This is a genomic window from Pseudonocardia sp. Cha107L01 (assembly GCF_052566575.1).
Genome location: NZ_CP199579.1, coordinates 1,614,993 through 1,627,941 on the forward strand (window position 1 = coordinate 1,614,993; position 12,949 = coordinate 1,627,941).

Annotated in this window: 12 protein-coding genes; 8 read left to right on the forward strand and 4 right to left on the reverse strand. The window is 72.8% G+C overall.

Annotated elements, in window-relative coordinates:
* Positions 1-182 precede the first annotated feature (182 nt).
* Both ACTXG6_RS07600 and ACTXG6_RS07605 read left to right on the forward strand, forming a co-directional pair.
* Positions 183-1,088: a LysR family transcriptional regulator gene (locus tag ACTXG6_RS07600; protein ID WP_445187051.1), complete on the forward strand. Its 906-nt coding sequence runs from the start codon at positions 183-185 to the stop codon at positions 1,086-1,088.
* Complete coding sequence (locus ACTXG6_RS07605) at positions 1,085-2,290, forward strand: FAD-dependent monooxygenase (protein WP_445187052.1); 1,206 nt, start codon at positions 1,085-1,087, stop codon at positions 2,288-2,290. The genes ACTXG6_RS07600 and ACTXG6_RS07605 overlap by 4 nt, the downstream gene beginning before the upstream one ends.
* Before the next feature lie 89 nt (positions 2,291-2,379).
* On the opposite strand, the gene ACTXG6_RS07610 is transcribed toward ACTXG6_RS07605, so the two are convergent.
* Positions 2,380-2,958 carry a TetR/AcrR family transcriptional regulator gene (locus ACTXG6_RS07610; RefSeq protein ID WP_445187053.1) on the reverse strand — a complete coding sequence of 193 codons (579 nt, stop codon included), beginning with the start codon at positions 2,956-2,958 and terminating at the stop codon, positions 2,380-2,382.
* A gap of 58 nt (positions 2,959-3,016) precedes the next feature.
* Here ACTXG6_RS07610 and ACTXG6_RS07615 point away from each other — a divergent pair, with 58 nt between their 5' ends.
* The gene (locus ACTXG6_RS07615) at positions 3,017-4,402 is read left to right on the forward strand and encodes a cytochrome P450 (RefSeq protein WP_445187054.1); all 1,386 of its coding nucleotides are present in this window, start codon (positions 3,017-3,019) and stop codon (positions 4,400-4,402) included.
* Here the strand turns inward: ACTXG6_RS07615 and ACTXG6_RS07620 are convergent.
* A complete protein-coding gene (locus tag ACTXG6_RS07620; RefSeq protein WP_445187055.1) occupies positions 4,383-5,762 on the reverse strand; it encodes an MFS transporter in 1,380 nt (459 codons plus the stop codon). The two genes, ACTXG6_RS07615 and ACTXG6_RS07620, sit on opposite strands and share 20 nt — an antisense overlap.
* Before the next feature lie 190 nt (positions 5,763-5,952).
* Here ACTXG6_RS07620 and ACTXG6_RS07625 point away from each other — a divergent pair, with 190 nt between their 5' ends.
* Together ACTXG6_RS07625 and ACTXG6_RS07630 are read left to right on the forward strand one after the other, a co-directional pair.
* Positions 5,953-6,630, forward strand: a complete 678-nt coding sequence (locus ACTXG6_RS07625) for a GntR family transcriptional regulator (protein WP_445187056.1) — start codon at positions 5,953-5,955, stop codon at positions 6,628-6,630.
* Entirely contained in the window at positions 6,630-7,460 is an 831-nt protein-coding gene (locus ACTXG6_RS07630; RefSeq protein ID WP_445189942.1) for an urea carboxylase-associated family protein, read from the forward strand. The genes ACTXG6_RS07625 and ACTXG6_RS07630 overlap by 1 nt, the downstream gene beginning before the upstream one ends.
* Positions 7,461-7,507: 47 nt before the next feature.
* Here the strand turns inward: ACTXG6_RS07630 and ACTXG6_RS07635 are convergent, their stop codons facing one another.
* Complete coding sequence (locus tag ACTXG6_RS07635; protein ID WP_445187057.1) at positions 7,508-8,899, reverse strand: cytochrome P450; 1,392 nt, start codon at positions 8,897-8,899, stop codon at positions 7,508-7,510.
* A 322-nt stretch (positions 8,900-9,221) separates the two neighbouring features.
* Here ACTXG6_RS07635 and ACTXG6_RS07640 point away from each other — a divergent pair, with 322 nt between their 5' ends.
* The 3 genes from ACTXG6_RS07640 (at position 9,222) to ACTXG6_RS07650 (ending at position 11,792) form a co-directional block, all read left to right on the forward strand.
* On the forward strand, positions 9,222-9,884 hold the full coding sequence (locus tag ACTXG6_RS07640; protein ID WP_445187058.1) for an FABP family protein: 663 nt from the start codon (positions 9,222-9,224) through the stop codon (positions 9,882-9,884).
* Positions 9,885-10,265: 381 nt separating this feature from the next.
* On the forward strand, positions 10,266-10,910 hold the full coding sequence (locus tag ACTXG6_RS07645; protein ID WP_445187059.1) for a 5-oxoprolinase subunit B family protein: 645 nt from the start codon (positions 10,266-10,268) through the stop codon (positions 10,908-10,910).
* A complete protein-coding gene (locus ACTXG6_RS07650) occupies positions 10,911-11,792 on the forward strand; it encodes a biotin-dependent carboxyltransferase family protein (RefSeq protein WP_445187060.1) in 882 nt (293 codons plus the stop codon).
* A gap of 55 nt (positions 11,793-11,847) precedes the next feature.
* Here the strand turns inward: ACTXG6_RS07650 and ACTXG6_RS07655 are convergent, their stop codons facing one another.
* Positions 11,848-12,903 (reverse strand): hypothetical protein, encoded by a 1,056-nt coding sequence (locus ACTXG6_RS07655; protein ID WP_445187061.1) that lies wholly within the window; start codon positions 12,901-12,903, stop codon positions 11,848-11,850.
* Positions 12,904-12,949: the final 46 nt, after the last annotated feature.

A 12,949-nucleotide genomic window follows, 5' to 3' on the forward strand; every position in this document is an offset into this window, starting at 1 on the left:
AGCTGACCGGTGGAGCGGTCGGGCCGGCTGTCGGAACGACCGGTGCACGGGCCGCTGACCGCGCGCAGTCGCGGCTCGATCGGCCTACTGGCGCTGCTTTACCGCTTCGCATGGACAGGATCGTCGGTCCTGGGTGAACATGAGTCCAACAAGTCGAGATTGACGAGCCATGAAGGATCCTCATGTCGGTCGGAATCCCGCAGCTCCGTGCGTTCGTGGCGGTCGTCGACTCCGGGGGGTTCGGCGCGGCGGCCGATCAGCTCGGGGTCAGCCAGTCCGCCGTGTCGCACGCGGTCGCGGCCCTGGAGCGGGTCGCCGGGCGACCGGTGCTGACCCGGCACGGCCGGCCCGCGATGACCCGGTTCGGCGAGGAGATCCTCGATCATGCCCGCACCGCGCTGGCTTCGGTCGCCGCCATCACCACGCTCGCCGCCGACCGGGACGCCCGGCTGCGCGGCGAGCTGACCGTCGCCGCGCCGCCGACCGTCTGCCACGGCCTGCTGCCCGAGCTGGTGCTGCGCTGGCGGGCCGAATATCCCGAGGTGGCGGTGTCGCTGTTCGAGGGCGAGGACGACGAGGTCGCCGGCTGGCTGGAGGGCGGCACGGCGGATCTCGCGGTGCTGATCGACCCGCCGGCGGTGCCCACCGGCAGTGCGCTGGTCGGCTCGGACCGGTTCCACGCGGTGCTGCGCCGCGACCACCCGCTGGCCGGAGAGCCGGTCGTCGACCTCGCCGATCTGGTGGTCGACGACGACTTCCTGCTGTCCGCCGGCGGCTGCGAGCGGCAGATCCAGGAGCTGCACCACCAGGCCCGGGTGCCGTTCCTGCCGACCCACCGCGTCCGTCAGCTGAGCACGCTGTTCGCGATGGTCCGGTCCGGGGGCGGCGTCTCGGTCATCCCCGGGCTGGCCGCCGGTATGGAGGGCGCCGGCGTGGTGCTCGTGCCGTTGCGCCAGCGCCTGGCCCGCACCCTGGTGCTCACCGGTCCGCTGCACCGGCCGTGGCACCCGGCGGCTCGTGCCCTGGTCGAGGCCGCTCTAAATCGCACGACGGGCACGGTGGCTGGCTCTACAGTCCGAGGATCGTGAACACACAGATCTTGATCTCCGGGGGGAGCATCGCCGGCCCCGCTCTGGCGCACTGGCTGCACCGGTTCGGTTTCCGGGCGACGATCGTCGAGCGCTCGCCGGGGCTACGCCCGGGCGGTCAGGCCGTCGACATCCGCGGCATCGCCAAGGAGGTCGTCCGCCGGATGGGCCTGGACGCCGCCGTGCGCGCCGCGTGCACCGACACCGATGGCATCTCGGTGGTCACCAGGAACAACCGTCGCGTCGCGACCATGCGGTCCGACCTCTTCGACGGCGACGGGCTCATCGCCGAGATCGAAATTCTGCGCGGCGACCTGTCCGAGGTGTTCTACGAGGCGACGAAGGACAACACCGAGTACCTGTTCGGCGACCGCATCGAGTCGCTGAGCGAGGACGCGGACGGGGTGTCGGTGGGCTTCGCCAGCGGCCTGGAGCGCCGGTTCGACCTGGTGATCGGGGCGGACGGGTTGCACTCCGGGGTGCGCTCGCTGGTGTTCGGGCCGGAGTTGGACTACATCCGCCACCTCGGCCACTACCTGTCGTTCTTCACCGTGCCCAACCGCCTGGGGCTGGACCGGTCGGCGGTCGGCTACGGCGAGCCCGGTCGCACCGCCGGCATCCGCAGCATCCACGAGAACCGCGAGGCGATGGGTTTCCTCAGCTTCCGCGCCGAGCAGCTCGCCTACGACTACCGGGACGTCGATGCGCAGCGGGCCCTGGTGCGCTCGCGGTTCGCCGGTGCCGCGTGGGAGATCCCGTGGCTGCTGACCCAGATGGACAGCGCGCCGGACTTCTTCTTCGACTCGTGCAGCCAGATCGAGATGGACTCCTGGTCGGCCGGCCGGGTGGCGCTGCTCGGCGACGCCGCCTGCTGCCCGTCGCCGCTGTCCGGGCAGGGCACCAGCGTGGCGATCGTCGGGGCCTATGTGCTGGCCGGGGAGCTCGCGGCGGCGGGTGGTGACCACGTGGTCGCGTTCGCCCGGTACGAGGCCGCGATGCGCCCGTTCGTCGCGGTGAACCAGAAGATGGGCCGCAGTAACGCGGCCGTGTCCTCGCCGAGGGGTCGGCTGGGCATCCTCGCGCAGGTCATGGCCGTGATCGTGCTGCCGAGGCTGCCGTTCAAGTCGCTGCTGATGCGCGCGATGCTGCGCGGCGTCAACGCCATCGAGCTCCCCGACTACGCCCACCTCGCCACGCACTGACCGGAGCGTGGTTCGCGCCGCACAGACCTGGTGCCGGCCGCACAGAGGTTGCAGGGTCTGTGCGGCCCGTACCCGCTCTGTGCGGCGGGTCAGGACGGGGTGACGACGGCGGTTAACGCGTCGGCCAGTTGCTCGCCGGAGGGGGTGGCGTCCGGGTCCAGCAGCCACTGGATGAGCAGGCCGTCGCAGAGCGCGATCTCCAGCGTGGCCAGCGCGGTGGCCTGTGGTCCGTCCAGCTCGCTGAACAGCTCGGTGATCATCGCGGCCACCTGGTCGCGGCTGCGCTGGTAGGTGGCCGCGAGCAGGGCGCGCAGTTCCGGCTGCCGCTCGGCCTGGGCCAGGGCCTCGATGAACGCCACCGACAGCCCTCGGTACTCACCGAACGAGGCGCGGATCGCGTGCCAGGACGCCATCAGCAGGCCTGCCGGATCGCCCGACCGGTCGGTGGGCACCGCGGCCAGCGCAAGGGCCCGGACCCGTTCCGCCCACTCCTGGAACGACGCACTGATCGCCGCGTTGAGCAGCGCTTCCTTGGACCCGAAGTGGTAGCCGATGGACGCCAGGTTGGTGCCCGACGCGGCCACCAGGTCACGTGCCGTGGTGCGGGCGTAACCGCGCTCCTCCAGGCAACGGCGGGCGCCGGCGAGCAGATCTTCGCGGTGTCCCATGCCGGCAGCCTAGCGAACAATCTAGACAGATGTATTAAACGACCGTATGATGTTGATCATGAGTGAAGCAGATCTGCCTCCCGGCCCGCCACTGCCTCGTGCCGTGCAGTCCGCGCTGATGATGCGCCACTGGCCGCGCTTCATCTCCGCCTGCCGGCGCCGTTACGGCTCGGTGTTCACCGTCGACGTCGCGTCGATGGGCAAGATCGTGTACCTGGCGGACCCGGCCGACATCAAGACCGTGTTCGCCGGCGACCCGGCCGTCTTCCGTGCCGGCGAAGCCAACTCGGTGCTGCGCGGTGTGCTCGGTGACAGCTCGGTACTGCTGCTCGACGAGGCGCGGCACCGGGACCGGCGGCGAATGATGCTGCCGCCGTTCCACCGGGACGCGGTGGCCCGCCAGTCCGAGCTGATGGCGGACATCGCGGCCAGCAACGTCGCCGGCTGGCCGGTCGGCACCGAGTTCCCGGTGGCGCCCCGGATGGCGGAGATCACCCTCGAGGTCATCCTGCGCACCGTGATCGGCAGCGAGGAGCCGGAGCGGTTGGCCGCCTTGCGCGCCGCGTTGCCACCGGTGGTCAACATGAACACGCTGGCCATGCTGGCGATGCTCAACCCCGACCTGCTGCGGCGGCGGCCGTGGCGGGGTGTGCGCCGGCGCATCGCGGAGGCCGACCGGCTGATCTACGCCGAGATCGCCGACCGCCGGGCCGACCCGAATCTCGCCGAGCGCACCGACGTGCTGGCCATGCTCGTGCGGGCCGGCGGAGCCGATGGCGCCGGGGACGGTCGGGCGATGACCGACACCGAGCTGCGCGACCAGCTGATGACGCTGCTGTTCGCCGGCCACGAGACCACGGCCACGGGACTGTCCTGGGCGCTGGAGCGACTGGTCCGGGACCCGGTGACGCTGGCCCGCGCCGTCGAGGCCGCCGAAGCCGGCGCGCCGGGCGACGAGTACCTGGACGCGCTGGTCAAGGAGATCCTGCGGGTCCGCCCGGTGGTGTTCGACGTGGGGCGCCGGCTGAGTGCGCCGGTCGAGCTCGCCGGCTACCGACTGCCGGCGGGGGTGATCGTTTCTCCCGGCATCGGACTCGTGCACGCGTCGGAGGAGCAGTACCCGGACCCGGCCCGGTTCGACCCCGAGCGGATGATCGGCGCGAGCCTCAGCCCGAGCACCTGGCTGCCGTTCGGCGGCGGTGGCCGGCGCTGTCTCGGCGCCACGTTCGCACAGGTGGAGATGCGGATCGTGCTGCGCGAGGTACTCCGGGGGGTGCAGCTCGACACCACTGGCGCGCGTGGTGAGCGGCAGCGGGTCAAGCACGTCACGTTGGTACCGCATCGGGGCGCCCGGATCCGGGTCCGAGCCCGCCGGCCGGCTCCGACCGCCGCGGCGATCCAGGAGAGCGTCAGCCAGGAGAGCGTCAGCCGGGAGAGCGGCTGACCTGGGCGAGGGAGTGGCCGCCGGTCTCCGGGGCCATCAGTACGCAGACGAGCACACCGACCGCGCTCACCGCGCCGGCCAACAGCATCGTCGGGCCGATGCCCGCGCCGTCGAGCAGCAGCGGGGTGACGAAGGTGCCCAGGGCCGCGCCGATCCGGCTGACCGTGGTGCCCAGCCCGACGGCGGTGGCCCGCACCGAGGTGGGGAACAGTTCGTTCGGGTACACCCACTGCAGGATGGTGGGGCCGCCGACGGCCACGGCGTAGACGGTGAACAGCGCGGCGATCACCGGCACCGGCGCTGCCGGGAACACCCCGAGCAGCAGCAGCGCCACCGTGGACACCGCGAACGGCCCGATCAGCAGCCGGCGGCGGGGCCACCGGTTGGCCAGCAGCGTGGCTGCCACGCAGCCGACGATGAACAGCAGCCCGATCGCCGCCGAGCCGAGGGTGTCCGCGCCCTCGCCGGTCAGCCCGAACGCGGTGAGCATGGCCGGGCCGAACGCGTAGATGGTGTAGATCGGCCAGATGGAGCAGGTCCAGAACACCGCGATGAAGACCGTCCGGCGCAGGTAGACGCCATGGCCGAGGGCGCGCAGGCTGGTCGGCGCGGTGGGTTCGCCGAGGTCGTCGAGCTGTGCGCCGGGGCCGAGTGCCTTGGCCAGCGCCGCCTTCGCGTCGTCGATCCGCCCCTTGGAGACCAGCCAGCGCGGCGACTCCGGGGTGCCGAGGCGCCCGAGCATCAGCGCGGCGGCCGGCACGGCGGGGGAGAGCAGCATCCATCGCCAGGCGTCCGGGCCGAGCGCCAGCAGTACGTCGCCGACCAGGTAGGCGACCGCGTTGCCGACCGCCCACATCACCGTCAGCCAGCCGAGCAAACTGCCCCGGTGCCGCGACGGGGCGAACTCGGCGAGCAGTGAGGTGGCGATCGGGTAGTCGGCGCCGACCGCGATGCCCACCAGCAGCCGCAGGATCAGCAGCCACCACGGGCCCGCCACGAAGAACTGGGCGACCGAGCACACCACCACCAGGCTCAGGTCCAGGGTGTACATCACCTGCCGGCCGATCAGGTCGGTGATGTACCCGCCGAGCAGGCCGCCGAGGAACAGCCCGATCAGCGCCGAGGCGCCCAGCACACCCTGCCAGCTCGGGCTCAGGTGCCACTGCGGGGTGATCTGGGTCAGCGTCAGGCCGATGATGCCCAGCACGTAGCCGTCCAGCAGCGGACCGCCGGCCGAGTACACGGTGAGCCGCCGGTGGAACCGGCTCAGCGGCGCGTTGTCGATACCCAGCCGCCCGGCTGAGGGCCCGGTGCCGACGTCGGCGGGACCGGGACGGCTGGCCCCCTTCTTCCCTGCCATCGGTGTCCCTCCTCGGTTCGGTGCACGCACCGGGCCCAACTCAGCGGGTCGCTACATGATCGGGTGAGAGTAGTTTCGTTCAACAAAAATAGTCAAGGACGACAGATGTAAACTCTGGAAGAGCTATTCTCCGTTGAGAGGGCAACTTTACGGCTTGTTTTGTTGAACGAAATGTCTCTAGCATGGCGACGTGCCGCCCACCGATGTCGACGACCTCACCGTCCCGAGCGCCGAGCGCCCGACCGCCGAGCGGGTGGCCGGCAGCCTGCGCGACGAGATCCTGTCCGGCGGCCTGCCCCCCGGTATGCCGCTGCGCGAGGCCGCGCTGGCGGCGGAGCTCGCGGTCTCCCGCAACACGTTCCGGGAGGCGCTGCGGCTGCTCGGCGCCGAGGGACTGATCGAGCAGCAGCTGTACAAGGGCGCCGTGGTGGCCTCGATGTCCGAGGCGCGCATCCGGGACATCTACCTGGTGCGGCGCACCCTGGAGCTGCGCGCGGTGGAGGAGAGCGGCGCGGCGACGGTGGCCGCGCTGGATGCGGTGGAGGCCGCGGTGCGGGTCACCGAGGCCGCCGTTGCCGCCGAGGACTGGCGCGGCGTCGGCACGTACAGCCTGCGCTTCCACGGCGCGCTGGTGGCCACCCTGGGCAGCCCGATGCTGGACACCTTCTTCCACGGGGTGACCGCGCAGCAGCGGCTGGCGTTCGCCGCGGTGGCCGACGAGGCCGTGCTGCAGGAACCCTGGACGGCCAGGGACCGGGAGATCTGCGACCTGGTCCGCGCCGGGTTCCGGGGCGCCGCCGGTACCGCGCTGCGACAGTATCTGGACGACTCCGAGCGTTTGTTGGTGCAGCTCACGAGGGGAGCATGATGGGGAACTACCCGGCCGCCTACCAGGCCAGTGCCGGCGTGCTGGACGTCGACCGCGAGTTCTACAGCCGGATCGGGGCCGGTGCCCGGGAGCGCGTGGACTCGTTCGTCATCCCGATCCGCAGTGGCCGTGCCTGGACGGTGCCGGCTGGCGCGGTCTGCCGGATCGTGGCCGTCGAGGGCGCACAGGTCGGTGATCTGAACCTGTGGAACCGGCACAACCCGCGCGAGCGGATGTGGGCGTCGCGGACCAGGCAGCTTCAGCGGGCCCACGTCTCCACCCACGACCGGCTCTGGTCCACGCTGCCCTACCTGCGCCCGCTGGCCACCATCACCAACGACACGCTGGCCGACTACGGCACCGACGGCGACGGCGGCCGGGTGCACGACCTGCTCGGCACCCGGTGCGACCCGTACGTGAACCGGATGCTGACCGGTGAGGACTTCGACTTCCACTGCCACTCGAACCTGACCAGGGCGGTGCTGCCGTACGGGCTCACCGAGTTCGACGTGCACGACGTGCTCAACGTGTTCCAGTGCACCGGGCTCAACGAGGACGACCGGTACTTCATGAAGGCCTGCCCGGCGCGGCGCGGCGACTTCCTGGAGTTCTTCGCCGAGATCGACCTGCTGTGCGCGCTGTCCACCTGCCCCGGCGGCGACCTGTCGGTGCCGCTCTGGGGGCCGGACGCCCGCGACCCGCTGGAGGTGTGCCGCCCGCTCGGGGTGGAGGTCTACCAGCCGGACCCGGCGCTGCTGGCCGGCTGGCAGTCCCCGCCGACGGCCGCCTACGCCAACCGGCACGGCATGCGGATGCCGACCTGGGCGTAGGTCGTGAGTGGCGAGTGGTCCGCTGAGACCACTCGCCACTCACGGGGTCAGCGGTGCCAGGTCAGGGGCAGCCGTTTCACCCCGCGCTGGAAGTTCGACCGCAGCAGCGCCGGCTCGCCGGCTGCCTCCAACCAGGACGTGCGGGCCAGCAGCTCGCCGAACAGCGCGCGCATCTGGGTGCGCGCGGCGACCGCGCCCAGGCAGAAGTGCGGCCCGTGCCCGAACACCAGGTGCCGCCCCGGCGCCCGCCCCACGTCGAACTCGTCCGGGTCGGGGAACACCGACTCGTCCCGGTTCGCGGCCAGGAACGAGACGACCACCTTCGCACCGGGCTCGATCCGTACCCCGCTCAGGGTCACCGGCGCGGTAGCCGTCCGGCGGAACACCATCACCGGTGTCCACCAGCGCAGCATCTCCTCGACAGCGCCGTCCAGCAGCGCCGGCTCGGCGCGCAGTGCCCGCTGCTGCTCGGGGTGGGTCAGCAGCGCGATCATCCCGCCCGGGATGCCGTTGCGCAGTGTCTCGTTGCCGGCCACCGCGAACAGCCAGAACAGGTTCTCGAACTCCTCGGTCGAGACCGCGCCGTCCGGCCCGTCCAGCTGGCTCATCATGATCGACATGATGTCGTTGCCGGGGGTGTGGCGCTTGTGCTCGGCCAGTAGGTGCGCGTAGCCGTAGAGGTCCGGCATGCCGGAGCGGCCGCGCGGGTCGGGCATCCGGCCGTCCGCGTCCGGGCTCGGGCGCAGGGCGAGCGCCTGGCGGGCCAGCTCGGTGCCGCCGGTGCCGTCGAACGCCGCGCTGGTCGCGTAGTCCTCGTCCTGCCAGCCGATCACCCGGTTCGACCAGTCGAACAGCAGCCAGCGATCCTCCGCCGGCACCCCGAGCACCTCGGCCAGGGTGAACAGCGGCAGATCCGCGGCGACGTCCTTGGCGAAGTCGCAGACTCCGGTGTCGGTGTCGGTGTCGGTGTCGGTGCCGGTGCCGGTGCCGGTGCCGGTGTCGTCGCCGCCGAGCCCGAGCATCCGGTCCACCAGCGCGGCCGCGTGCCCGGCGATCCGGTCGTTCAACAACGCGACCGCACGCGGGGTGAACGACTTCGACATCATCCGGCGCAGCCTGGAGTGCTCCGGCGGATCCATGTTCAACATCATCCGGCGGACGTAGGACAGGTCCTCGGTGCTCGCCGGGTCACGGATCTGGGTGCCGCCGAGCGAGGAGGAGAACGTGCCCGGGTCCCGCAGCACCCGCTCCACGTCGGCGTGCCGCAGCACCAGCCAGTACCCCGGCCCGGGCGGCCCACCGGGCGTCGCCGGCTCGTCGACCCATACGACCCCGTGCTCGCGGCGAAGCCTGGCCAGCTCGGCGAGCGGCGGGCCGGCCTGGTACGTGGAGGGGTCGTGCAGCAACGCGGTCGCGGGGTCGGAGTTCGCGGTGGTCACGGCTGTTCACGTTAGGCCCCTTTGCTCTGCGTAGGGATACGCAACAGTCCCGGTGCTGCCTCGGGCTCAGGTTCGCCCGGGGGCTACGGCCGGCAGGTGGTCGGCTCGGCGGGGGCGGGTGGTCGGCTCTTACGGGGGGCGGGGCGGGCGGCCGGCTCGACAGGGGCCGGGAGTTCACCCCGTTCGGGTCCGTCGCGTGCACCCGACTACGCTGCGCTGCCGTGTCTTGGTTGTTGACCGGCGTGCTCCTGGCCGCCTGCGCCGCGATGCTCTGGCTGTGCGCCGCGCTGCTCCACCGAAGCCTCGGCCCGGGGCGGCGGCCATGAGCGGCGAGCAGCCGGCCGGCTCGGCTTCGGGTTCCGGCTCGGCGGGGTCGGCCTCGGGCTCGGCGGAGTCGGCGCCGCTCGAGCTGACCCCAGCGGCCCAGCGCAACATCCCGGTCTTCGATGACCTGCCGATCCCGCCGGACACCGCGAACCTGCGCGAGGGCCCGGACCTGCACCCGCTGTGCACGCCGCTGCTGCCGCTGATCGGCGTGTGGCGCGGCGAGGGCGAGGTGGCCTACCCGACCATCGGCGATCCGAAGAGCTTCGGCCAGCAGATCGTGTTCGCGCACGACGGCCGGCCGTTCGTCAGCTACACGTCGCAGGCCTGGCTGCTGGACGGCCCGGGCGGCAAGGTGGTGCGGCCGGCGGCGCGGGAGACCGGGTGGTGGCGCCCGCAGGAGGACGGCACCCTCGAGGTGCTCATCGCACACGCCACCGGGATCCTGGAGATCTATTACGGCCAGCCCCGCACCATGGTGTCCTGGGAGCTGGTGGCCGACGCGTTGGTGCGGACCCAGACCGCCAAGGAGGTCAACGCCGCGCAGCGCCTCTACGGGCTCGTCGAAGATGGCGATCTGGCCTACGTGGACGAGCGCGCGATGGCCGGCGAGCCGCTGCAGCCGCACCTGTCCGCCCGCCTGCAACGCATCGCCGGCTGACCGCCGGCCCGAGCCGCCGCCGCTCGCCGCCCCCCACCGCCGCCGCCGCACATCGCGGCCACACACCACGTTCGGTCGCTGCACACCCACTGCGGCGGGTGTGCCGCGACCGAAGCGGGTGTGTGGCGGGGTATCGGGCGAGGCGTGCCCGGCGGCCAGGTCAGTGCTCGTCGGCCGCCCAGGTTTTGATGAGCTTCTCCAGCGGCGGTCGTCCGTGGTCTCCATGAACTCCTTGCGGTTGGTCAGCAGGTAGATCTCGCCGGCGTCGGTCGTACCCAGGATCAGCGGCTTGCCGGCGTTGAGCAGACCACCGATGAACCGGCCGTACAGCTCGGTGAACCGGGACTCCAGTGACCGGCGCGGCGGGTAGTGTCGCGGGCCGTGCGGTTGCTGCGGTACGGCGGATCCGGGGTGCTGGTCGAGTTGGACTCCAGTGCCCAGGTGGCGGTCGCCTACCGGACGTTGCACGCCGCGCTGGACGACGGCCGGCTGCCCGGCGTTGTGGAGCTGGTGCCGGCCGCGCGGACCGTGCTGGTCGCTGTCGGCGGCGGTGTCGAGGTGCCCACCGACCTGGTGCGGACACTGCTCACCGCCGGCGCCGAGGACACCCACAGCCCGGCCGACCGGCCGCCGGGTGAGCGGGCCGCCGAGGTGGTCATCCCGGTGCAGTACGACGGTACCGACCTCGAGCTGGTCGCCCGCACCGCCGAGCTGTCGGTACCCGAGGTGATCGAGCTGCACAGCTCGGCTGACTACACGGTGGCGTTCTGCGGCTTCTCCCCTGGTTTCGGCTACCTGATCGGGCTGCCGGAGCCGCTGCAACAGGCTCGCCACGACGACTCCCGCCCCGAGGTCCCCCCGGGTTCGGTCGCACTGGCCGGGGAGTTCACCGGGGTGTACCCCAGGAGCTCGCCGGGCGGCTGGCGGCTGATCGGGCACACCGACGAGGTCATGTTCGACCCGACGGCCGACCCGCCGGCCCGGCTCGCCCCAGGTGACCGGGTGCGCTTCGAGCCGGTGCGCTGAATGTCGAACCCAGCGGTCACCGTGCTGCGGGCCGGCCGGCTCACCGTGGTCACCGACCTCGGCCGGCCCGGTCACGCACACCTCGGGGTGCCCCATTCCGGCGCGCTGGACCCGGGCGCGCTCCGGCTGGCGAACCGGCTGGTCGGCAACCCGGAGGGTCATGCCGGGCTGGAGGTGCTGCTCGGCGGGGTCGAACTGTGCGCGGAGGCCGGTGTCACAGTGGCGGTGACCGGCCCGCCGGTGCCGGTGTGGCGGGTCGGTCCGGCCGGTGCGCGCCGGGCCGTCGGCTCGCACCTGGCGGTGCACCTGCGCGCCGGGGAGCGACTCGTGCTGGGTGTGCCGGACGCCGGGCTGCGCAGCTACCTGGCCTGCGCGGGCGGGTTGGACACCGCCGTGGAGCTGGGCAGCCGCAGTACCGACCTGCTCTCCGGGCTGGGGCCACCGAAGGTCACCGACGGCGACCGGCTGGTGCTGGGGGCGGCGGGCGCGGTGCCGGCGGACGCCGCCCCGGTGCCGGTATCGGTGCCGCCCGAGCGGGTCTCGGTCCCGGTGCTGCTCGGTCCCCGGGACGACTGGTTCGCCGACCCGGCCGCCGCGCTGCGGCACACGGTGTGGACGGTCGGCTCGGCGAGCAACCGGATCGGGCTGCGGCTGGGTGGGCAGGCACTGGTCCGGGTGCCGGAACGCGACGGTGCTGAGCTGCCGAGCGAGCCGATGTGCCCCGGCGCGGTCCAGGTCCCGCCCAGCGGCCAGCCGGTGGTGTTCCTCGCCGATGCGCCGACCACCGGCGGCTACCCCGTCGTCGGTGTGGTTCCGGAGGCCGCCCTCGGTCTGCTCGCGCAGGCCCGTCCTGGCTCTCAGGTGCAGCTGCTGCCGCACTGACGGTGTCGCCGCGGTCAGGGGCGGGGGCCGAGGGCGCGGGGGCCGAGGGTCGGTTTCAGTAGCCCTCGGGTGTGCCGCCGACCGGGCGCGGGGCGGGCGACGGGGCGTGCTCGGCCAGCAGCGTGACCAGTTCGCCCTCGCCGAACCCGGCCAGCTGGGCGACCTGTGCCGGGCTCAGGCCGGCCCCGCGTAGCCGCCGGGCCGCGTCCGCCAGCTGTCGCCGCTGGTAGTGCACGGAGTCGTTGAGCCGGTCCAGCTGAGTACGGGAGGCCTCGAGGTCGCCGACGGCGTGCACGGCGCGGGCCGGGTCGGCCAGCAGCACGTGGAGCAGCCGGTCCCTGGCGTCCTTGCCGGGTTCGGTGCCGGCCGCCTCGGTGATCCCCGCCTCGGCTTCGGGCCCGGCCCGCTGGGACATCGCGCTGGCGGCGAGCCCATTGCGCCCGGCCGGGGCCGGCGGCTCGGGTTCGTACCTGCCCCGGTAGCTGTCCTGCTCGTCGTGCTCGGGGTCGGAGCCGCTGTCCGGCTCGGTGCTGTCCGGCTCGGTGCTGTCCGACCGCGGGTACCCCGGCCAGCGCGCCGGCTCGTACGCCGGATACCCGCGCTGCGCCACGAACTCCCCGGACTCCGTCGGGCCGGCCTCCGGCGAGTGGTCGGCGGCGTTCCCCGCGGAGTCGAACGCCGGTTCCAGCTCCGCCCTCGGCCGGGGTGGGTCCGAGTACCGGTAGCGCTCCTGTTCAGCCGCGAACCGAGGGTTCGGGTGTGGCTCCGGTGCGGGCCGGTTGCGTTCGCCCGCGTCCTGCACGATCCGGTAGGGGCCGCGCGGCGGGGGTGGCGAGTCGAGTGGCCCGGCCTCGGCCGGCTCCGGCGGTGGCCGGATGGACGTGGGGGGCGGCGGGAAGGTCGGCGGGTGCGTCGGCGTCGGCTCGGTGGGCGGAGCGGCCAACGCGTCCGCCGGTGCAGACGCCGTCAGCGCCGCCCCGGTCTGCTCGCGGCGGCGCCGAGCCTTGGCGCGTGCGCGCCGGGCGAGCAGCACGAGCAGGACCAGAACGAGGAGCACAACGAGCAGGCCAGCAGCCACCGCGATCTGCGCCGGGGACAGCTTCAGGTCCATGCCCGGGCACGGTACGCGGCCGGTTGCTCGGTGCTCCGGATTGGCA